Consider the following 22,254-nt stretch of genomic DNA (forward strand, 5'->3'; position numbering starts at 1 on the left):
GCTAATAACTCTATGACCTGATTAAGCGGATCATCAGGAGTATCTTCGGCTTCTTCAAGCAGACTTTCAATAAGTTCCAAGGCTTCTCTGTAATGTTGCTCATCGACGATAAACAAATAAGGAGCCGCTGACTCCGCAAAATTGTGGCAGGCATCTTTAATAGCGAGAGCGGTCATAATTAACTTCCTCTGGCATAGCGTTTACAAATTTTATCGTACCGAGCATGTGAAACGATATGTTTAACATAGATACGGTTTTGCACAAATTGGATAAAGGCGATAAGACGCAAGTGATTTCCGCCTATGTCGATTACCCACCATTTATCTTCATATTTAAAATTGTCCAACGATGGAAACAATTTCCTCATTTCGTCTGGAGAGGAGAATTTCGCTTTACGTAGCACATTATAAACATCCTCTATAGCCTGTTTCTGATTTGGGTACTCCTTTGCCGCGTCATTAAAGGGACGTTTAGAGATAATGTGCATGCGAACTCCAATTGACAATATGGCAACACTAACTCATGGTTGACAAAATGTCAACTTCAGGAATAGACAAGCAGCCGACATTCACATTTTGGAATTTTTAATAGTGGATGATTGCGGATCTTAGGTCTAGCTACTTGAGAATTGAGTGATCACTTTGCTTTGTAAGCGGACAGTTGAGAACGCCCAGCGCAGGCGGAGCCAGAGCGTAGAATCAAAATACCAGAATTTTGAACCCGATCATAATAAGTATTGTACCGCCCAATAGCTCTGCCTTACTTTCAAGCCATGTTCCGCTCTTGGCACCTACAAAAACACCAGCCAGGCTAAATATAAAAGTGGTAACACCAATAATTCCGCAAGCTAATAGTGGATTGACTTCAATTAGATTTAGTGTAAACCCAGCAGCCATAGCATCTACACTTGTAGCAATAGCCAAAATAAGCATTACTTTATGAGTAATTTGCGCAATATCTTCTTCTATGCCCTCACTTATAGCTTCATAAATCATTTTTCCACCAATAAGTAAAAGAAGAAAAAAAGCCACCCAATGTGCATAGTCCTCAACCCAACCAAGCACCCCTTTTCCGCCTAAGAAACCTATAAGGGGCATTATTGCTTGAAATAGCCCAAAATATATTCCGGAGATCATTGCCAGAGAGCTAGTTTTCTTGAATCGCTTTGAACCAAGCCCTACAGAAACCGCAAATGCATCCATGCTCAGTGCTACGGCCAGAATGAAAACTTCAATCATTAGAAAATCCCACAAATATTCTCGGAACCTGAACTCTAGTAACGCCGCGCTCAGGCGCGAAACTTTGCTGCGTCGCTTGAAGTGTAATGTTAGACATGCAGTGTGTAATTATTCATAGCTCCGAAGGGCTCTCCTGATTACGCGTGGTGCGTAGTGTGTAGTGCCTGATTGCGCCGACGAAATGCAGCACAAGCAACGCCGGCAGCACATAAAGGCCGGCGTTTACGTGCAGCCATTCCATTGGCTCATGAATAATCGACAAACTTTCTAAAGGTAGGCAAACAGAGAACCAATTGAAAACATTGATGCATTCGTTTTCTGTAAAAAGGTACATAGGGCCGGTAACGACCATGAGCACTAACAGAAGTAATATTACTCTGTGAGTTACATACGCGATCCAGCGTTCCAATGCAGTCTTCCCGACATTTTCAGGAAATCCTTCATATAATCTGAATATTACGCGCCATGTGACGAAAAGAAACACAAAAAATCCCAAGGATACATGAATACCCAGAATATAATCCTCGATCACTTGTGATGGCGCGGCCGCCACTGCATAGCCCAGAACCAGCATCACAACGACAAGAAGAGCAGTTACCCAGTGGTTAACCGTAGAGACTGCAGAGTAGCGATTGTGATTCGTCATTTTTCCTTCCTAAGTGTTGTCTAACGAATGATATGGACTCGCCACCTTTTCGGCATTGATGTGCCATAGTGAAATTGCGAGATTTCAAAATACGGTGGAGAGTCCATATGTCCTTAATTAGAGTCGTTGGCATTGATTTAGCCAAACTAGTTTTTAGTATTCATGGAAGAAATCAGCATGGCAAGACAAAACTGCGAAAAACCATCAAAGGAAGCAAGTTGCTGGCAGAAGTGGCTAGACAGATAGACTGACTAACGTCAGCTTTGCCTTTGATAGCAGTCGTTGAAACTTAAACACTCAGCGACTGCCGATTTGAGTGCAATTTTGGATTGATTGTAGAATTTGCCAATGTCGGCAATACGTACACAGCTGAAGAATGCCCTTGTATCGCAACAACAGACAAAGAGCGGACACTGAGCTTTGTTGGTTGGCATGGTTTAGAGCCATTCAACCACTTCTTGCCCCCCAGTATTGCCATCATCTCAACTTCAACACCATTGAAGCGATAATAAACACTGTCTGAACCGTGAGCGCAGCGTCTGTAACCCTGCCGAATATGCTCAACTTATTGATATGTAGTTGGATTACTCGCAATTTTTTCAAATGTCTGAAGAAAGCCTTCGAAATACTTATCTGCTTGGAATTCGCCAAATTTTACAAATCCATATGCATAAATTCTTTTGAGATCCTCTTTGGCATTCAACGATAACTTGTAGCTTTCCATTTATCGTTTTAACTCAGCCTTGAATTCTTTCAGCATGTCTTCAGGCGATTGGTCGATAAATCCACTTCTTTCTGCACTGACGAGCTTTTGATTTATTTCCTCAGCGCGTCTGGCCCGACGAATCAAATCATTCACTAGCTCACTTTTGTTAGCATATTCTTGCGTATCTTCTACATGGCTTTTAAGCCACCCAGCATTTTTTTCAGTCAGAGTAATACTTTGACGAGGCATGATGTTAACTCCAATAGATACCACCTGGTGCAATGTTGCACCAGGCCTCTGTAAATGTCAGCATTTTGTAATAGGGAGATAACAAAAGCGGAAATAATCACCAGTTGAACTCAAGGTACACAGCAGTCTGTCAGATTCAGTTCCGCCTTGTTATCGAATATGTCAGTTTAAGTCGAGATTAATTCACATTATTTTAATTCACATTATTTAACCGCTGATTTAGGCGGTGTTGTAATTTACAACAAGTCGTACAACTCCATGACTTTAGTATGGATTTCCCGACTCGCCCCCTCAAACTTTACCAAGATACTGATATATGGGGATAATTTTTATTTCACCCTTGGTGATTCATGCACACTTTGTGCAAAGAACCTTTAGACCACAGTACTATTTCCCTGTGGTTTCAATCTTCGTTGCGATTATTCTTAAAGGCCATTTCTTCAGGACTTTTGGATAATATAGACTCGTCACTTAAACCCTCTCCGCTGTATAATTCCTTCATTTTCTCGGCTCTTCTTCTCATTTCATTCACCAAAAAAATCGGCTCAATAACTTTTAAAGAATCACCGAATGACGATAAATAATTGGCAATATAGAAAACATCAGGACGGCCGTCGTTGAAGTGCTTGGGGATAGTGACTTGATCTTTCACCTTCCAAACATCTTTCGCAACTTCATGACAGTTCACAGCTTCACTGAAGCTACTACGAATAAGTAAATCCTTTACCCAGCTATGGCACTTAATAATAAGTTCATGAGTAGTCTCGAACTCACTTTTGTCAAGCTCGCGAAAGTGTTTGTCGTTTTCATAGGCAACATCCATCATCTTATCTATGCTGAAGTACTTTAGCGCGTCTTTAGTGTGCTCATATCCAAGTAATCGAGTTTGCCCAGATAAATAAAGAAGCTTTTGTGGTGATACAACGTTCATGCCTTCGAACTTAGCGTGAATAGATTCATATTTGAACTTGATAACTCGTCTGTTCACAAGCGCATCAAACACTATATTGATCACCTTATGGAGACCCTCATCGAACTCTCTATGTGACATCGCTAGTCCAGTTGGAGAGTAATCTATTATGTCTGATAACTTCACTCCTTCTGTGTTTAGCTTCTCTTCGGCTAGCCTGAAGTCTTCTTCCAAACCACCTAGCAGCGATGATGGCAAAAGCGTCGATAAATGTTTTTTGCTAAATTGTAACGCCAGAGCTCTTGGTGTCGTGATGATGAACTTTTCAATATAGATAGACTTGTCGACTTCGTCTGACCAGTAATACTGTGTGGCCTTTCCCGTTGACGATACTTTCACTAACCCTGTTGCATCTTCAGGGTCGTAAGTCTCTTCGACCATCTTTTTGCATAGCCTTTCTATTTCCTTTTTAAAAGCACTGTCAGATTTTCCTTCCTGATGTTGAGGCGCTAAATAACTCACAATGTCAGGAAAATTAGTCTTGTTTGACTCTCCAACCGCAATTACAGACGCAATGTCAGCATTAATCTCAAACCGTTCAACTGAATTTCGAAATACCTTTGTCATGCGATCCTCACTGCGACACATTTTGTCCATGAACCATGGTTAACTAAATATATTCATAACTGGAGTTAAAACTATGCAATATATTCGAGACAATCAAGGGATAGCGATTGGCAAGCTTTGGGTTCTGAATAACGGTAACAAACGCATATACTCTGCCAATGGGATATTACTAGGTTGGTATGATGCATCTAGTGACAGAACAATAGACGCAAAGACTGGCAGTTGGATGGGATTTGGCGATCAAACCATGCTTCTTTTAGCGCGCTGTTAAAATTGAGGTGAGTATGGAGAAACTAACCAGTGATTACTTTTGCTTTTCGATCCCTCAATCTGTTCAAAGTGATGCAGCCTTACTTCTGGGCATGGCGGGGGTTTTAAACTCGGTTTCAGGACGATTTAAGCTCTTTATTAAGTCAATATATATTGAACCAGGCGATCTACCTATGTTTGAGAACATTCAGCAGGTAGAAATGGTTGCCAAAGTGCTCGTTGATAATGCTGATTCATTAGTTGAATTCGCTGCAATTGGCTCGCTCAGTCAATGCTATAACTACCTTGTGGTTCAGTTTTCTAGCTTCCTAAGCGAATATGAAGATTCGATTTACCTAATTACACACAAAATTCCCGTTCTGGAGGACCTTATGCAAAGTCAAACTACGAAATCAAATGAAAACATTAAAGTTGATTTGTCAGCACTTCAACATCAGGTAGATAAATGGATTAAGAGTGTGGGTGTTGACTATTTTAATGAACTCACCAATATGTCCAACCTAGTTGAAGAGGTAGGTGAGGTTGCACGATTAATTGGCAGAGAGTTCGGTCAACAGAGTTTTAAACCGAATGAAAGGCCTGTCGATGTAAAAGGCGCGATTGCCGATGAACTGGCCGATGTATTGTTTGTCCTTACCTGTTTGGCCAACCAAATGGATATCAACCTAAGTGAAGCATTCATCCGAAATATGGAGAAGAAGACCAACAGGGACGCTAACAGACACAAAAGCAATCCAGCTTTAAATGCTAAGGGTGATTGATATGAAGTATGAACTTGCAATGTCAGTTATTAAACAGTGGGATACGCCTGAAATGTTTGATGATAAGTCTCTATTTGTGGAAATTAGCACCGCAATAGGCGTTGTGACGGGCAGCGAGGAGGGTCATAAGCATCTATCAGTTGACCAGAGCATTCTTATGGCACAGATTTGCAACGGCGCATTACAGGCAGTTACAAACGCGGTTGAGAACGCCAGCGATAGCGACAAACCGCTGCTCATTGATACGCTCGGAGAGCTTATTGAATTTTCAGCTCTTTTTTCAAGCAAGAAAGAACAGCACTAAAATGTAGTTAAAAGGACGCTCCCAAGTGCTTGTCGATGTTAAACATTCACAAGCACACGTCATAACCATTTCAAGCGCCTTATCTCCACTTTCCTCATAAGAACCATCAGCGTACGACACTCTATGTCCAGCGGATGTGCATAATCTTACTTGCCTCAACAGCACAATAGTTCTTTAACAATTTGGTCTCAATCAAAAAATTAGTATCCCCCAGCAACTGCTGGCTAAACATTAATTCAATTATGAGGGGTGAACTATATGAGTAAAACAAAATACGATATTTCCTGGTGGTACCCATCACTAGAAAGCTGGATTATTTCTAGTCTTGAAATGGTTTCCTTGTTCAATAACAGGTTAACTACTCAAGACTTTGAATCCAAGGAAAAAGCAAATGAGGCTCGCAATGTGTTTCACTCACTGCCCGAGATCAAAGATGGATATCAATTATCAGAAGGAGATTTAAAGCTGGTTAGAAAGTGTTGCGACATGATTTATGAGAAAACATCCTTCCTCACCGTCCCAAAGGAAAAATGGAAATGCAAAGAAGATGGGCTAAATGGTTGGCGAACCCTCTTGTTAAAAGAACAGCTTACTAGGTTTAAAAAGCAACTGCCTTACTCGGTCGGCTTTATGCCCAAACCAATAGGTATTAGACCAACTCCAAGATTGGATAGGCCGGTTAATGATTATCCAATCAACGACGACTTTATGCATGGAGTACTCAACACCTATGTGTACCCCAAAATGCAAAATGATAAAAAGCATTTAGTTAGACCTGAAGGGCGCTATGAGTTGTTTGAACTGCTGAGTTTTTACTTTTTGTATTTCGAAAAAGCATCGAACGTGACGGGCTGGGAAAAGCAGAACCCAGCTGCAAATAAGTACATTACGAACCAAATGCAAAAAATAAAGCTGATGTTGAATTCAGAGGCAACGAAGTCAACAAAACTTAACTAACAAAAATTTTCTTTAAAGGAGTCTTACATGAATATACAAGAATATACACTTCCAGCTCATAAACACATCCTTGCTGCCTGGGCTGCGAGCACAGCCGCTAATAACAGCACCAAATTCAGATTCAGTGTTGAGCTTGGAAAAAGACTTTTGATGCAATGCAACTTGAGTGAGACAGAATTTTTAGAGCGCATTAATCTCGTCCAAGAATTTACATCGCAAGAGGAATTTGACGCTTGGCACAACAGTTTCATTTTAGAAATGCTAGATGAGTCAAGAGTAAATGAAGTAATCACTAGGTTTAATCTTGAAAGCAAAAAATCGCTGGATTGTCGCAACTTCACTTATGGTATTGCAGCAAAGATGCTAAACGTTTACTTGAAGGTCTTCTTTTTGGGAGAGCTAGGAGCGAAAAAGTTCGCAGACTTTATTCATCCGCCAATTGATCGACTGCTATTAGAGCAGTTGCGAAAAATAGACAAAGAACACTTCTCTTTTAAAAAGCATGACTTTCCGAATCACAAACTAAACTCTGGTGTGCCTGCATGGACGCAACTCGACAATAAGCAATACAGTCTAATTATTCAAAAAATTAAACAATATCTTGCTAACCAATCGGTAGAGGGAATGTGGCAAATCGAGTTTGCATGGCGGGGGCACCAATAACCACTCTTGCCGTTTCCAACGTAAACTAAACATTGTTGTAATTTTTTACAACAACTTGAGGTTGTCATGCTACCTTGACGGGAGCAGTAGTCTTGTTTGAACATCTACTACCGTTGAGCAGCCTAACTACAAAAGGGCGCTTTGATTAGTCAAGAGTGGTTGCGCGCGTTGCACTAACCAGTTTACGTGCGCAACCCTTGATTCTCAACAAATCGATCCACTTGATTAACCTTATTTAACAGGAAGCACTTTCTCTTAACGACCATTATTCGGATTGATGTTTTCGATGTTTCAAAATCATTAGGATATTTTTCACAAAATAAAGTTATTCAAAACTTACACAGACTGTATTTTCGTAATTCTTACCCATTTGAAATATCTGATCCAATCATAAATAATGCAGCTTCAACGCTTCTCATTAGTTCTGAACGGTTCTCTTCTTCCCAAAGTTCGTAGAGTGAAGGCTCTATTAATTCTGCTTGTAAAACCGACTCTTGAATAAGCCAATTAGCCATAATGTTGTGATGCGCTTGATTGGCAGGCTTTAACACACGGCTAAAAACTTTCTTATTATTTATCGTTCGTCGCTTTTTATCGGATGTCGTAGATGTACCACAAGCAAAAATTTGGAGGGTTGATAACTCCTGCTTTTCCTCTCGATTAAATAGTCTTTCAGCAATCAATGTCATGGCAGCTGCCACACGAGAGTCCATTATCACGGACGCATTACAGATCAGTGAATAAACTTTGGTCATACCTGAATCCATTCTTAAATGACCATTTTCAAACTGTTCAATAGCATACTCATTCCCATCTAATATTCTTCGCGCAGTCTTTAATTTTTCTACAATGCATTTGTTGTCAAATGAATCTAATAAAAATTTCACTGCCCCCCTATAGACTTCCCCCCATTCCAATGTTCTAAGGCTGAAATATAGTGCTTTAACTTCATCCTCTGAATCGATGCTTTCCTTCAGGCCTTGCGATAATGCATGCAACTGCGCTTTATTAGTTTCATAGTCACCATTCCACCAATATTCTTTCTTTGCGTGCAAAAGAGAACCGCAACTCCACTTAGTTCCTTTTGCTCTACCCCAAGCCTTATCTTTTATATCAAATGAGTGCTCAAAACGTTTTTTATCCGCAATAAGAAGTGCCATTTCTCTCACAAACTGAGATATCAGAGGGGATGTAATCAAAGTATCTTTATTCGACACTAGAGTATTTGACCGAGCAATAGAGCTAACCGTATTGCTCCTTCCCGGTCGAAGATTAAAACATTCACTGCCCTTTTCATCATCAATCAAAATGGTATAAGTACCTCTTTCTTCACCCTTTATGAATAATGCAGTGCTACCTCTTTTTACTGATTCTCCAACCCTGTCTCCAGGTCCAATTGAATTATTTGAGAAAATTGTTTTGACCGTATTCGCGTCATACTTCTTACCATCAATAAGCCAAAACTCGTCATGACCGAATTTTTCTGCTAGTTCCTTGAGAGTAAAAGTTGTATCCATTTTTCCGGCTTCGACTTCCGCTAATAAGTGCTGTCTGATATTACTCATTTGTATATCCTTTCATAAATTAACCCACAGAGATTGGCTTGTTAATGTTATGAGCATCGCTTCTGAATAAAAGCAAATGTCGATGAACTAAACGATTTAGATAAACTCAGTTACAACCCGCTTGTCCATCAAATACTCTCTTTGAATTAATAGTTTTGTAATGGTCATAGTTAACTTGATTTACCCGATTGTCCCAATTCCTCAAATTTTGCCGCCATTGTGGGGTTCTTACGAGTCAGTTTTTTGATCGTCACGTCTTGGGCCTTATCATTAGCCCAACGCAGGTTTCTGTCAGTACCTAGCAATGCATCTTTTGTCTTTTGAAGATGGTCAATCGACTTATCAATTTCATCAATAGCCGTTTTGAATTTTCTAGACGCTAAATCATAGTTTTTGGCAAACGCCGTCTTAAATTGCTCTAAGTCGTTTTCGAAGTTGGTAATATCGATGTTTTGCGCACGCACCGCCTCTAACTCATTCTTATACCTCAGCGAGTTCATTGCTGCGTTCCTCAGCAAGGTAATGATAGGAATGAAAAATTGTGGGCGGATAACATACATCTTGGGATAGCGATGGAAAACATCGACAATCCCCCCGTTGTACAGCTCGCTTTCAGGTTCCAGCATTGAAACCAATACCGCATACTCACATCCTTTTTCATTCCTATCTTTATCTAATTTCTTGAAAAAATCTTCGTTCTTCTTTTTGTGGGCCGTTTCATCATTCTCGTTTTTCATTTCAAACATGATAGAAACAATCTCTGTGCCATTCTCATCGCTGTCACGAAAGATATAATCCCCCTTACTTCCACCGCTAGCATCGTTGTCTTTTTCGAAGTAGGCTCGAGGGAATGCCATAGCTCTTATTCTTGAAAACTCTATTTCACAGTGTTGTTCAAGCGATTCCCCAACCATTTTTGTCGATAACCGCGCCTTCATATCTCTTAGTCGCTCAATCGCGTCATCGCGATCTTTTAACTGGGTCTCGTATTTTTCTTTTAATGAGGTTTCTGCCAGCTTTTTCTCAATCTCAGTTTTTTCAAGTTGGATCTTATAGTTGTCTCGCTCTTTTTCTAGTTGTGAAACAGCGGTATGAATCGCTAACTGCTGCTCAGTTTGACTAGACTCAAGCTTGGACTTGAGCTTCTGAATTTCTAAATCTTTATCTTGCTCGATTTGGCGCAATGCCTCTGTCAGTTGCAACTTTTGATTTGTAGTCAAATTTTCAAGCTTGTTCTTTAATTCCTGCAGTTCAGCATCCTTTTCCGCAGCTTTCCTTTCCAGCTGAGTCGTAACCTGTTGTTTTGCAAGTTCGACGGCTGAATGCTTTTCCTTCTCTGCAAAAGACAAACGTTCTGCAAGCTGCTTATCAAAATCGTCATCGCGAACTTGTTTTAAAATATCCGCGTATCCCGCTTCATCAATTTTGAATGCTTTCCCGCAGTTCGGACATTTGATTTCTTGCATGTTTCATCCTTATCTCTTGTTCCAATATTGCTTACGTGCCTTTGCAAACAATAAGAAATTGATTGAATAATGGCTCTATCGTAGGGAGTGATGAACTTAGCGAATGGTCACCATCAATTAGATGCAGTGTCGTTTTATTTTTCTCACCAAACTGGATGGAATGTTCAATGGGTATGACGGTATCAGACCAACCATGAACAATCTCCGTGTGACAGGTCTGCTTATAGTGCTGCACAGCGTAATTAGGCATGAAAAGGGCTGGAGCCAATAAAAACAAGCCTTTTGGATGCAATTCCATTGCATTCACTAAGCTCACATAGCCGCCCATACTGGAGCCGACTAAAACAAAATCATCTGTTTCTTTTGCTAGGTAACTTGAGAGTATGTCTACTCGTTCGTCAGGGTTGTAAGTCAATGTGTAATCAATACTATCCACTTCAAACCCAGCAGATTTAGCAATCTCAGCCAAGCTTTTTATTTTGCTGCCCCATGGGCCGCTTTCCTTCCCGTGAGAAAAAATTACTTTCACGATAGTGCTCTCATCTTAGTCTCCGTTTGTAAAAGTATTCTGCACACAGTAAACAAGCAGCCTTTGCTTTAGTGTCTTTCGCTTATATTCACTCGATTTGGCTTTAGCAAAGAACATAATATACAACGCTCGCTTTCTAGATGGACAACCATCGCTTCAAAGCTTTGTACCAATCTGGCTGATTAGCTAAGTTTCGCTCTTGTAGTAACTTGTCCATTTGCAAATCTAGAGATTTGTACCAACTATCTTCGTATATTTGCTCATCTGTTCTCAGAAGCTTCAATCTATTTAGCCTCGATTGCTCTGTTATGTGCTCATCTGTAAAACCAGCCCTTTTCATATTCCTCGGTACTATTTTAAGCAGCTGAATTCGTTGCTCATTGCTCAGGTGACGCATCTAAATTCTCTCTTTAACAGCATTAATCTGAGTATAGTTCTGCAAAAATATTAATTTACAACTTCGAACCTTAAAATTGCGTGACTTAACTGTATAGGCCTCATATTTACTTTTCATCACTTAACTTTAGTTAAGCGCGAACAGGCTCTATTGTTGCAACACGCCTAAATATCATTTTCGTTTCGTCACTGACACTGAGATCGGGTGTAAAAGTGCCAACATAGCGTAACAAGTTAAACCCTAAAGCATCCTTTGCTTTGGCAAAAACTATAGCTTTCCCGTTAGGTCTATCTTCTAGAGTTTTCTTTTGTTGCTCTATTGATTTAATTCCCTCTTCGTTTATTGCAACCTCTTCGATCACTTGGCCTTGTTCGGTTAAATTATTGTGCCACATACCGTGCTCGTAAAGTCGGGGAAACCACACCCAGTCTTCACTCCCATCAGGGATCTTCCAAGCGCCACGTTGATAGCCCCTACCTTTAAACCCGAAGCACTTCAATGCTTCTACTTGAGTCCTAAATGTTACATTGTCCTTAATCGAAACATAGCCTCGCTTGATGACGTTGGACGATAAATGCCTAGATTCAAAATCCCATCGAGCAAAAGAATTGCTTTTAACCGCTTTTGTTTTTAATTCTCTAAGATGGCGAACGAACTCGTCTATTTCAAAGCACAAACTTTCCATAGATTTTGTTTGCTCATCAGCCCCTAAGACTTTTATTCTGACAACCTCATGCCCAGTTATGTCTACGATATCTTGAGAACGTTTTTGGTCATTATCAATTTGATTCAGATGGAACGGCTCATCTATTTCTAAATGCAAATCAAACTGAGGGAAGAACAAGTCAGTTAGTGCTCGCTTCCCATTTGGACGGCGAACAAATTGTTGCGTCACAAATTCTATGTCTAGATCATTTAATGAATGAAATATTCTAGAGATGATAAATAATTCCCATTTTTTACTGGAAACTTTCTGCAAGCTTCTAAGGATGTATTCTTGTTTATCCATTCTTCTATTTAACGCTTTTAGCAATGTTTATGACGAGGCTCACCTTAACCGCTCTTGTGTTAATACACATATCTGAACGTACCTTCTCGAGCGAGATAAAGAAAAGGCCTCATTTTGTAATCGTTAATTTTATGGTGTGCATCTACTCAAGTGGCAATGGAAGTAAACTTAAGGAGCCCTTTCTTATCCAATTGACACCAATACCAATCACAGGTTTTGATTCATCTAGCATCTGCACATAGCTAAACAACTGAGAAAGATGCTTATCAATATCAGTAGTCTTATCCGTTTTGTGGTCAATAATCCAATATCCGCTATCAGTTTTGATCAACAGATCAATGGTTCCAGATACGGTTTGACCATCACCATTTTTTGATAATACAGGCACCTCACAGAATGTTTCTAATGGTGATAGCGAATCTAACCAAGTTTTAAAATGATGAACCTGTGCAACTGATAGATCTTGGATATCTGTCTCTCTAATATCCTGAGGTAAAAGGCCTACACATCGAGCCATCAAATTGGGATTTTTAATGCTCACTTCTAGACACTTGTGAAACCAATTACCTATTCGATTGGCTTCCCACCGTTCATCAAGACGACTCAAGTCTATGGAAACACCATATGTAATGCATTTTGCAGCTATTTCACTTGTACTTGTTGAATGGTTCATTGATGGTGATACAACTGCAGGTTTGACTGATAGTTTAAGGTGCTGCTTTGACAGGACTCTATTTGCAACCGATACATCTCGCAAGCTATCCGGTTTATCAACATAAATAGCTTCTACCTCATGGCACTCAAAAGTAGGCTTCTCAAAGACGCCTTTAATTAATGCCAAAATAGACAGGTCACAATCATTATCATAGTAAGGGAGGATGAGAGATTCTCTTGCCCTTGTAAGTGCTACATACGCCAGATTTCTCGTTGTAGATAAACTTCTAACTCTTAGCGAGCTTTTAAAATTTTCTTTTGTGGCTGAGTTTGCAAAGTCCATGAAGAAACTAATGTAACTACTTTCCAACATCGTGTTTATATCGGAAGACTTATAGTCAAAGTTAATGTCCGGAAGCCGCGGAGCCCTATCTTTATGTAGATTTAAAACCATAACAATAGGCCACTCGAGCCCCTTCGATTTGTGCCAAGTGCTCAAAACGATTGCATCTTCAGGTGAAGCTTCAACAGCCGGTAAATTCTTTATAGTGTCATCGTCAGAAGATTCACTTAACCACAAGATAAATGTGTTCAGATTCTTTCCATAAATTCCCATCGCTTCTAAAGATTCGGGCTGCAATGATTGAAAGCGCTCTGCTAAGCCTATAAACTTAATCATGTTGGCTCGCTGCTGTAAGTAATCAGATCGACTTTTCAGTTTCGTCCAAATATCTAGTCCTTCGATCGTAGCTTGAACAACTGATGGAATATCTGAATAGCGACAGCCCTTTGAAATTTGTCGAAGTTTATGAGTGACGTCTAAATCAAAGAATCGCTTCTCAAAAAATCCTGATAACAATTCATTTAATGAACCATTGGCATAATCAGATGTAACCAAATCGAGTATTGCAAAATGGTCCTGAGGGTTTGCTACATACTTCAATGCATTGGTAATCCAGTGCACTACCGTTTCTTCCATGAAACCGTCTTTGCCTAGTTTGGTCTCTAGTCCAAATTCATTTAAGACCTGAGAGAACTCCGATAGAACTTGATGAGTATCACCTAGTACCGCTATATCTGAAGGTCTAATTTTCCTCTTTTCTTTAGTATGCCGATCAGTAACAGGCTTTCCCGAATCAATAATCTCTTTTATGTGTTTAGCTAAGACATAATGGGCATCACTGCTCATTGAATATTTGTTCGTAGAGCGGTTGTCTGGGGCCCAATGTTCAGGATCAAAGACTAGCTTTTGTACTGCAGGGAAGTCTGACTTATAAGATGCCTCTTTTTTAACAAACAAATGATGATACTCTTCACCGTATAATTCATTGCCGATCTCATTAATGAATTCCATAAGCTCCGGCGTGCTTCGCCAATTATTGGAGAGCTCTCTTACTACAACCTCTTCAGTCTCATTCCCTTTTGTTAAGATGCTTTGAAATAGTCTAGAGTCGGCACCTTGGAATCCCATGATCGATTGCTTCAAATCGCCTACTATAAGTGTCGGTATGCCTGCTTTTTCGAACTGATGAAGCAACGCAAACTGGAGAGGATTAGTATCCTGAAATTCATCAATTATAAGGAAATCAAATTTCCTTATAATTTCATTCTTCAACTCTTCGGAACCTAGGATACTGTGCGCCAAAGCAACCATATCGTTAAAATCTATTAGGCCTGCATACTCCTTATCACAGTTGTAGATATCCAAAACTTCTAGAGCACCTTTCAATAGAGCTTCAATATGTGACAAAGCCTCCAATAGTGGGCCAGGATGTGCAGACAGTCTATCAGCCGCATCCCAGATGGCTTCGGCTAGATGCCTATCTGGCGATTTCTCAATTTTAGGGGCTCCTCCCATTTGAAGAGAAGTCCATACGCTCCAATCGGATTGAATATCAGATAAGTCTGTTGAGTACGCAGTTTCAATGAATTTTCTAGCGTAGCGGTTTGACCCCCACTCTTTCATAATGATATCCACGTCCGGCTTGTTATGTCTTAAGACCTGAATAGCGTTCCAGAGTGATAAATTTAAAGCGTCGGCGTCAGAAATTATTGGTCCATAGATCATGGATAGATGATCTTTTGCGTCTTTGACCAAATTTTCTAATTCATTTTCACATCCTTTCCCAATTAAGCGCAGTTTATCTGTAACACTCAAAAGCTTTGTCCGAAATTTGTCTACAGCCCCCTCTGACTGGCTGCCTTTATAGCCATATTTTCTTAAATCGTTTACGACGGTTTCAATTACTTCAACTTGTTCCAAAGCAGAACGTATCAATTGCTTCTGTTCTGCTTCTATTAACTGTCTTGGATTTGGAGAAATGCCTTTTTCAAAGGCAAACCGCTTGATCAACTCCAATCCAAACCCATGTATTGTTGAAATCGTCGATTCTTGTATTTTATTTGCCTGTTCAATAAGCCCTAGTTCAAGTAAGTCTCTTCTGATCCTTTCTTTCATCTCATTTGCAGCAGCATTGGTGAAAGTAACGGCTAGTATTTTATCTGCCCCTATCTCGCCGTTCTGTATGAGCTGTGTAACGCGTTGCATAATGCTGAAAGTTTTACCTGCGCCGGCACCAGCCTTTATATATTCACCTTTCAATAGTTTCGAAGGATTTACGCTACTCATTTGCTATCTCCTTCGCGTAAAAAGCGTTGAATCAAACTATTTTCTTCGATGGCAATTGGGTTAACACCTCGTTTTTTCCAAAGTTCTAAATCATCATGACTATTCAATTTAACCAAGCCATTTGACAACTCTGATAAAGACTGTTCAACACACCTCCTCGCGTTGATAGATTGCTCATCTAGAGAACAATCTGGCGACAATAACTTGGCTATTCCGTTTGCAGCCTCTGAAATGTCAAGCACAAATGTCTGATCCTTCAGAATGTAGTAACCACTTTGAATGACGCAATTTCCAAACATTTGAGAATAAAGCTTTCTATAAATGAATGTTTGCAAATCATACCCTTTCGATAGTCGGCGAAAGCGCTCGTCTGACTTCGATCTTTTGTAGTCTAAAATTAAAACCTTGTTGTCTTTTGCTAAAACCGCATCACTAAACCCTTTTACTGGGATCCCCCATAATTCTCCGTGGAGCATAAGTTCTGCTTGATCAATCGACCATTTAGTTTCTGCTAACCATTTGCTGAAAACATCTAGAGCTTTCTTTATGTCTCGACTTAAGTTGATTCTATCCAAACGCCACTCCGGCCCCTTCAAGAATGGAGCTTCTATCTCAATAGCGTTAAAGAATAATTCTTCGTAGTAACTCTCAATATCCCTATTGCTCTGATACTCTTCAAACAACTCAAACACTTTGTGAGCAACTTTACCTTCCAAATTAGGATCTAACTTCTGAACCTTCCATGATCTATCTACAATTCCTTGCCGTTCCAGTAGCCAATATAGAGGTGAAATCACAAGTTTTTCGAGGCTACTGGGAGATTCAGGCCTTGGGTTACCATCTTTGTCGACGTTTAGATGCAGTAGATTGCGCGAAAAGTTTAAGTCAGCATTAAGTCTATTTTCGCTTGCGATAATAGGTATCGTTTCCCAAGTGAAAAAGCTATCTTCAAGATCTGAAATTCCGTCAAATAGTGCTTTTGGATTGGCTTCTTTGGGCTCATAAAAACATAGTGTTAAGTCTAGGGTAATATCTCCTAATTGGATCACTGAACCATCTAAATCGAATTCACATGCAGTAGCGGTAATTGATTTCTTCGCTCTACTGATACTTCGTTTTAAAATGGACTTTCTCTTATCGAGCTCAGCTCCCAAATGAGCACCCAATCCTAAATCATGGTATTGCTGAAGATCAAAAACCGTACCTTTTATCAAGGCATTTTGGCTAAGTTGATAGTGACCATCATTCATGTGCATCCAAAATAGGTGGTCTACAGGAAAAGGCAAATCCTCCTCAGAATTAACCGCTAGCACCGCATCCAGATAAAAGCCTTTTTCGTCAGAGAGCGTTAAACTTTTAGCTTGTATTTTATTCAGCAATTTCGCACGTAGTTCATCAAATGAATGTTCAAAAGGCTCTTGATTGAGCTCCAAAATCGAATCGACTAACCGTTCCCAACGCGCATTAGTCATACCCGACTGATTATTATTACTCAAAAATGAACCAACATCGTTTAGCCAACTTTTCAGTAAAGAAAGATCTTGGAAAGATTTAGTCAGACTATCGTAGAGTCCCGGTGCTATCTCATCTGCAATTTCTTTTGAGGCGCTATCTAGATTGAGAATACGTTCGAGTTTATTTGATGATGACCAAGGCATAAGAGGGTTACTTATCACAGATTTCAATGCCATTGGAGGTGCATTGTCATCTTGCAAACTTATTAGGTCTCTTAAGAGTTGACTCTGCCAATCATAAACTTCCTCTCCCATCGGGAAATTGCTTATACAAACGCCTCTCTTTTGAAGAGCCATCACAAGAAAGTGCAAGTGTTTCATTTCTTTCGGATAAATAATGGCTATCTGCGATGCGTCTGTACCGGTACTGATTAACGAGGCAATTCGATTTGCTAAAACTTCAGCTTCTTCTTGCTGGTCTCTGCATGAAATGGCATAAAATTGCTCAGGTTTTGTAACAGTGCAATCTTGTACAAACAAACTATTTGCAACCTCATTGAATTGAGGTCCGCCTATCTCACTCATTTTCAAAAAAGCATCTTGAATTTCCTGTGAAGGGACTTGGCCCCCATCTGTAAGTCTATGCACTACATCCTTTTGCCATGGATAAAGATGGACATTTTGATGTGTATGCAGAATAAGGTTTGCCAAAGACTCATTAAGAGGAATTGAAAACCAATCAAGAGAAATTTGATAGCTTCTGGGTTTGCTGGACAACGAGTTTATTAATCTAACAATATCGTTGAAATATCTCTGAGTTCGGTCATCGATATTCATAATTGGATTAACGGTTTGAGCGAGTGGTAACCCATTAAGGACTAAAGAAATAGTCTCAGATAATGTCCGAATTACACTCTCTTCATCGACTCGTATGGACTTTGACCAGAATGCATCCGTAAGCATAACGGCCTTTCTACGTAATTCTTCATCAAACTCATCTAAAGGCTCATCAAGGATCCAAAGCTCCTTTAGTACTTCTAGCAATGCATTGTAATTACCGACCTTAACATTAAATACTTTTGAGTTAGCGAGTTCTCTTCTGACAAAATTGGCAGCAACAGGATCTGATACTAAAACAAATTCCATACTAGATATGACTCCTTAAATAAGCCGCATATTCTTTCCTTGAACATACTGTTGTAGAGGAATAACGCCTCACAATCAACATATAGCGTCCCCATTGACAGGCTCGGCAACGATAACTAACGCTTTAATTGATGGCTTTATCTTATATTCAATAACCCTAAATGGATGTCCATCAAACATAATCTCTGATATGAATTTGTTGTCCGATACTAGCGCTAATATCTCCTTGGACTGCATAAATCTGGGTGCTATAGAGCCGCCAAATTTTTTAAATTCAACATGAACTTTAATATCTCCAGAGTTAGAGAACATTTCTAAGTATTCTTTAAACTTAAGCATGTTAATCCTATCGTTTCAGCAATCCGCTCTTCATGATGAGACTAAGATTAAACTCTAAAAGCGTCACATTGTGACGCAATTGAAAATAAAACTCGCTGCCAAAGAGTTTGGAAGTAATGACGCCAAATTTCTTGAAGGAGATTAGGAATAACTCTCTAGTCCAATGACTAGTAAACGTTTGACCTCATCTTTCAACATTTTAGGAGACAAGACTTTAATCATGTTTGCCCGACCAACTAGCCACCACAGCATCTCATCGGTGATCAATGCTTTGGCTCGTACCATGTAAGTACCATCTTGATCGCTCAAAATATGTTGATCTTCTCCTATCTTCGTTTCATTAAAGTAAAAAATGAACTCGTCTTTAACCGCTAACTCTATGGTTTCTAAATTGGTACTTCTTGGATAATCAAACATTCCTTGCTGCTCTGCGTAATGGGCCAAAGAAAAATCCTTATTTATCGCGGCAGACTCGCTTAGTAATTCAATAGAAATAAATCTATTTACGAAGTATTGCTTAACATCTCCCTTCTCATTCATCGCAACTAAGTAGATCCTAGCCCCCTTTACAGCTATCCCTAGGGGAGACAACACATAGCACTTGGGATTTCCGTTTCTGCGGTTGTATACAGCTTTGAATTTGTGCTGCTGGAAAACAGCTTGATATATAGACGCTAAGATATCTGGTTCGGCTGTAACATGATGAAAAAACGGCCCCGAATTGATATGAAGAATTTTGTCTCTCCAACCGTTTGCTTTAGAAGCCTGTGAATCGAGGATCCTCTCTGCACTATCAAAATACGGCTGTAGATCATTCAACAAGTGAGGAGGCAATAGAGGTGACAAATATTTTTGAGCTAAATGGAAAGTCAGTGCTACATTGCTCGACATAGCTGGCAACGTTAAAAAAGCACATGATGTTGGCCAAAACCATGCGTGTTTTTTACCTATAGATTCATGTGTTATAGGGAAAAGTGACATCGAAGAAAGAAAGTTAAGATCGCGTTGTATCATTCTCAGACTTGCATAAATACCGTCGTCTTCAAGTGATGCTTTTAACTCCTTCACCGTGACCGTCTGAGGGAAACGAGGAATCTTGCTCAAGATAAACCAAAATCGATTCATAGCTTCATGCGAACTAGACATGTTAACTCCCTCTAATATTTTTCTTCATTGTTTGCCGCTTCCTGCACGTCCGATTAAAGTTCACTTAATTAGTCTTTAAGGTCCGCACATTAAGAAACCTGGCTTAATGACCATTTAAATAGACTTAATTAGAATACACCTGTTCCACATGACTACGTTATGGGCATCCCATAATAGACAGCAATAAGTCCATTAAGATTGACCTAATGGCCATTCTTCGCTACCTTCAACACAAAATACCAATTTAATATACTTTTATGAAGCGCAGAGGCGGAAAAGCAGTCAAACCAAATCCTATGCCTGATTTGACAGGCATGTTTTCCACAGGGCTTCTTGGCAAAGCGATTGCTGCTAAACGAACTGGCATGAAGCTACGCTTGATTGATGTCGCAACGACGCTTTCTATATCAAAACAAACATTAGTTAAAATTGAGAAAGGCGACGATAAGGTTAATTTTGCGATTTTACTAAAAGTCATGGAGTACTTAGGGCTCTCATTTCAAATAATTTCTGATGACTTAACTGACTCGCAAGAAAAAGTAAGTGACGAGGCTATACAAGATGACTGGTTCTAATTCATTAGATGTATTCATTGGCACTCGACTAAACAAAATAGCTACCCTGACTTTAGAATCTGCAACAGAATCTGAAATGTCACTGGTATATGAGCCGGGCTGGGTGAAAGAAGGCTTTGCATTTTCTCCTCATCTCCCCTTAGATGGAAAGTTCGACAGCAGAGCTGTTCGTAACTTTATTCAAAACCTTCTACCTGAAGGTCGCGGATTAGAGGAAATTACGTCCAATACAACTGTTTCAAAAAACAACGCCTTTGGTCTCATTAGAGTTATTGGTGCCGATACATCAGGGGCCATCTCATTTCGCCCTTTTAAATCTCCCCCTGTGGAAACGTCATTTCGAGCCGTATCAAAAGAAGAGCTGTCAGACAGGCTCAAGAAATTCAAATCAAGTGCAGCTTCGCTATCACAATGGGATGGAACGACTCGATTATCGGTTGCAGGCGTGCAAGATAAACTCAACTTTCTTGAGAGAAATGGTGAACTTGGGTTCGGAGAAGGTAACTTATGTTCAAATCGCATTTTTAAATTCGAAACCGGAAAGGTCCCTTTTATAGCCGTTAATGAGTTTTTCACCATGGCGTTGGCAAAAGAAGCAGGATTAGAGATTCCCCATATCGAACTCCGTGATTACGGTGGTGTAAGGACATTCGTGATAGATCGCTTTGACCGCCAATGGACGCCTGACAAAGATGTAGTATTGCGACGACACGTAATTGATGGGTGTCAAGCGATAAACTTACCACCTTCTTATAAGTATGAGAGACAACATGGTGATAGCGGAGATGGTGCATTCATTAGAGATGGCGCCTCATTTCCAAAGCTTTTCGGCATCAAAACATCGAATCAAGCAGCATACAAAACATCACTCATCAGATGGCTGATATTCAATGTGTTAAATCGAAACTATGATGCACACGGAAAAAACATTAGCTTTTTTATCAACCGTGCGGGAATGAAACTAACGCCATTTTATGATTTAGTTAACATAGAAGCTCTGCTATGCGAGGTTGAAAAACAAAGTGGGGGAAATGCTAGTGAAGAAGCTGCACTTCGCAGCTATGCCATGTCCATCGGAGAGTATGAGCAGGGTGAGAAAGGTAATTTCACAAACCCTATTACCGCCTATGCATTAGCTGATTTTGCATCTTCCTTTGCTATAAGCCCTGAACGCCTTCACCTGCTCATTACTCAACTAATAAGCAAAGTAGAGCTGGGGATCGAAAAAGCCAAGAGCCTAACCTTAAAATATGACCTTTCAGATCAAGAAAGCAAACATGTCGAACTCTGTGTCAGCATCGTTCAAAAGGCCATTGAGGAGTTAAAAGAAGAATCAAAGCAGATCACAGAAATGTTTCAATTAATCTAATTTAATACCTCTCAACTACGCTCAACAAGTCCGCATAAAGTGAAGTTGATGGACAAATTTATAGAGAGACAAGCTACTGACTTTTGTCTGCGTTAGGAGTGAATCGGAAATATCGTCGGCCTGTTTCCTTATCAACAGGACATATAACCTCTGTTAATAGAGCCAACACTAAAGGTCCAAGCAACATTACGACTAGCCCGTAAACTTTCCATGCAGCAACATGCTCAACCCACATGCCGATAAACTCCTAGGTTTAAGGTCAATAGCCCAAAACCCGAATTGACTCTCCATCGCCTAACGTCTCATAGGTCCAATTATTCTTTTCACAGCGCAGAGTAAAACGCTCAGCATCCAGCTGTTGGTCTTCTGTTAATACACCCCTCATTAACAAGGTGCTCAAAGATGTCCATAAATTCGATGATTTAATTGTGAATATTTCATTCATTTTCTTCACCTCTGAGATTAAGGATAACCCAAAGATCACAGTAAAAAAGATGAAATTTCGCTTGATTTTCGAACTCGCCATTAAAGCATTGAGTAATAAAGAATTAAATTTTTCACTCAGGCTTGGCAGCGAAGTTAACTCGTAACGTCATCCCTACGAATGACCAAATTAAACATATCCAATTGATAATTATAGCTTTA

General features: G+C 39.9%; 23 protein-coding genes and 1 pseudogene. 9 read left to right on the forward strand and 15 right to left on the reverse strand.

Annotation, left to right across the window (positions count from 1 at the left end; translation table 11 throughout):
• Positions 1-178: 178 nt before the first annotated feature.
• The 3 genes from CSH93_RS14560 to CSH93_RS14570 form a co-directional block, all read right to left on the reverse strand.
• Complete coding sequence (locus CSH93_RS14560) at positions 179-487, reverse strand: type II toxin-antitoxin system HigB family toxin (RefSeq protein WP_100644027.1); 309 nt, start codon at positions 485-487, stop codon at positions 179-181.
• A 211-nt stretch (positions 488-698) separates the two neighbouring features.
• Entirely contained in the window at positions 699-1,238 is a 540-nt protein-coding gene (locus tag CSH93_RS14565; RefSeq protein WP_100644028.1) for a manganese efflux pump MntP, read from the reverse strand.
• A 112-nt stretch (positions 1,239-1,350) separates the two neighbouring features.
• Positions 1,351-1,884, reverse strand: a complete 534-nt coding sequence (locus CSH93_RS14570) for a cytochrome b (protein ID WP_100644029.1) — start codon at positions 1,882-1,884, stop codon at positions 1,351-1,353.
• Positions 1,885-1,991: 107 nt separating this feature from the next.
• Here CSH93_RS14570 and CSH93_RS18155 point away from each other — a divergent pair.
• Positions 1,992-2,120, forward strand: a pseudogene (locus CSH93_RS18155) (IS110 family transposase); the annotation flags it as partial.
• A gap of 93 nt (positions 2,121-2,213) precedes the next feature.
• A complete protein-coding gene (locus CSH93_RS18160) occupies positions 2,214-2,393 on the forward strand; it encodes a hypothetical protein (RefSeq protein WP_240615619.1) in 180 nt (59 codons plus the stop codon).
• Positions 2,394-2,449: 56 nt separating this feature from the next.
• On the opposite strand, the gene CSH93_RS18165 is transcribed toward CSH93_RS18160, so the two are convergent.
• The 3 genes from CSH93_RS18165 to CSH93_RS14590 form a co-directional block, all read right to left on the reverse strand.
• Complete coding sequence (locus CSH93_RS18165) at positions 2,450-2,608, reverse strand: type II toxin-antitoxin system RelE/ParE family toxin (protein WP_240615620.1); 159 nt, start codon at positions 2,606-2,608, stop codon at positions 2,450-2,452.
• Positions 2,609-2,839, reverse strand: a complete 231-nt coding sequence (locus CSH93_RS14585; RefSeq protein ID WP_100644030.1) for a ribbon-helix-helix domain-containing protein — start codon at positions 2,837-2,839, stop codon at positions 2,609-2,611.
• 403 nt (positions 2,840-3,242) lie between these two features.
• Entirely contained in the window at positions 3,243-4,376 is a 1,134-nt protein-coding gene (locus tag CSH93_RS14590) for a WYL domain-containing protein (protein WP_164078384.1), read from the reverse strand.
• A 73-nt stretch (positions 4,377-4,449) separates the two neighbouring features.
• Here CSH93_RS14590 and CSH93_RS14595 point away from each other — a divergent pair, with 73 nt between their 5' ends.
• From CSH93_RS14595 to CSH93_RS14615, 5 genes are all read left to right on the forward strand, one after another.
• Positions 4,450-4,647 carry a hypothetical protein gene (locus CSH93_RS14595; protein ID WP_100644032.1) on the forward strand — a complete coding sequence of 66 codons (198 nt, stop codon included), beginning with the start codon at positions 4,450-4,452 and terminating at the stop codon, positions 4,645-4,647.
• Positions 4,648-4,660: 13 nt separating this feature from the next.
• Positions 4,661-5,407: a nucleotide pyrophosphohydrolase gene (locus tag CSH93_RS18025; protein ID WP_205663361.1), complete on the forward strand. Its 747-nt coding sequence runs from the start codon at positions 4,661-4,663 to the stop codon at positions 5,405-5,407.
• A gap of 1 nt (position 5,408) precedes the next feature.
• Entirely contained in the window at positions 5,409-5,711 is a 303-nt protein-coding gene (locus tag CSH93_RS14605) for a hypothetical protein (RefSeq protein WP_100644033.1), read from the forward strand.
• 258 nt (positions 5,712-5,969) lie between these two features.
• Positions 5,970-6,668 carry a hypothetical protein gene (locus CSH93_RS14610; RefSeq protein ID WP_100644034.1) on the forward strand — a complete coding sequence of 233 codons (699 nt, stop codon included), beginning with the start codon at positions 5,970-5,972 and terminating at the stop codon, positions 6,666-6,668.
• Between the two features lie 27 nt (positions 6,669-6,695).
• Positions 6,696-7,331: a hypothetical protein gene (locus tag CSH93_RS14615; protein WP_100644035.1), complete on the forward strand. Its 636-nt coding sequence runs from the start codon at positions 6,696-6,698 to the stop codon at positions 7,329-7,331.
• Between the two features lie 362 nt (positions 7,332-7,693).
• On the opposite strand, the gene CSH93_RS14620 is transcribed toward CSH93_RS14615, so the two are convergent.
• The 8 genes from CSH93_RS14620 to CSH93_RS14660 form a co-directional block, all read right to left on the reverse strand.
• Positions 7,694-8,896 (reverse strand): hypothetical protein, encoded by a 1,203-nt coding sequence (locus CSH93_RS14620; RefSeq protein ID WP_100644036.1) that lies wholly within the window; start codon positions 8,894-8,896, stop codon positions 7,694-7,696.
• 170 nt (positions 8,897-9,066) lie between these two features.
• Complete coding sequence (locus tag CSH93_RS14625; RefSeq protein WP_100644037.1) at positions 9,067-10,362, reverse strand: DUF2130 domain-containing protein; 1,296 nt, start codon at positions 10,360-10,362, stop codon at positions 9,067-9,069.
• A gap of 31 nt (positions 10,363-10,393) precedes the next feature.
• The gene (locus CSH93_RS14630) at positions 10,394-10,891 is read right to left on the reverse strand and encodes a YqiA/YcfP family alpha/beta fold hydrolase (RefSeq protein ID WP_240615621.1); all 498 of its coding nucleotides are present in this window, start codon (positions 10,889-10,891) and stop codon (positions 10,394-10,396) included.
• 527 nt (positions 10,892-11,418) lie between these two features.
• Positions 11,419-12,297, reverse strand: a complete 879-nt coding sequence (locus CSH93_RS14640) for an AbaSI family restriction endonuclease (RefSeq protein ID WP_100644040.1) — start codon at positions 12,295-12,297, stop codon at positions 11,419-11,421.
• 142 nt (positions 12,298-12,439) lie between these two features.
• A complete protein-coding gene (locus CSH93_RS14645) occupies positions 12,440-15,580 on the reverse strand; it encodes a UvrD-helicase domain-containing protein (RefSeq protein ID WP_100644041.1) in 3,141 nt (1,046 codons plus the stop codon).
• Entirely contained in the window at positions 15,577-18,180 is a 2,604-nt protein-coding gene (locus CSH93_RS14650; RefSeq protein ID WP_100644042.1) for a PD-(D/E)XK nuclease family protein, read from the reverse strand. Before CSH93_RS14650 ends, CSH93_RS14645 begins: the two co-directional genes overlap by 4 nt.
• Before the next feature lie 75 nt (positions 18,181-18,255).
• Complete coding sequence (locus tag CSH93_RS14655; RefSeq protein ID WP_100644043.1) at positions 18,256-18,519, reverse strand: hypothetical protein; 264 nt, start codon at positions 18,517-18,519, stop codon at positions 18,256-18,258.
• Between the two features lie 141 nt (positions 18,520-18,660).
• Positions 18,661-19,665: a helix-turn-helix transcriptional regulator gene (locus CSH93_RS14660; protein WP_100644044.1), complete on the reverse strand. Its 1,005-nt coding sequence runs from the start codon at positions 19,663-19,665 to the stop codon at positions 18,661-18,663.
• A 296-nt stretch (positions 19,666-19,961) separates the two neighbouring features.
• Between CSH93_RS14660 and CSH93_RS14665 the strand changes: the two genes are divergently transcribed.
• Entirely contained in the window at positions 19,962-20,240 is a 279-nt protein-coding gene (locus tag CSH93_RS14665; RefSeq protein ID WP_100644045.1) for a helix-turn-helix domain-containing protein, read from the forward strand.
• A complete protein-coding gene (locus CSH93_RS14670) occupies positions 20,227-21,609 on the forward strand; it encodes a HipA domain-containing protein (protein WP_100644046.1) in 1,383 nt (460 codons plus the stop codon). The genes CSH93_RS14665 and CSH93_RS14670 overlap by 14 nt, the downstream gene beginning before the upstream one ends.
• A gap of 259 nt (positions 21,610-21,868) precedes the next feature.
• On the opposite strand, the gene CSH93_RS14675 is transcribed toward CSH93_RS14670, so the two are convergent.
• Positions 21,869-22,054 carry a hypothetical protein gene (locus CSH93_RS14675; RefSeq protein ID WP_100644047.1) on the reverse strand — a complete coding sequence of 62 codons (186 nt, stop codon included), beginning with the start codon at positions 22,052-22,054 and terminating at the stop codon, positions 21,869-21,871.
• Positions 22,055-22,254: the final 200 nt, after the last annotated feature.

The organism is Neoalteromonas facilis, from assembly GCF_002807665.1.
Lineage (GTDB): Bacteria > Pseudomonadota > Gammaproteobacteria > Enterobacterales > Alteromonadaceae > Alteromonas_E > Alteromonas_E facilis.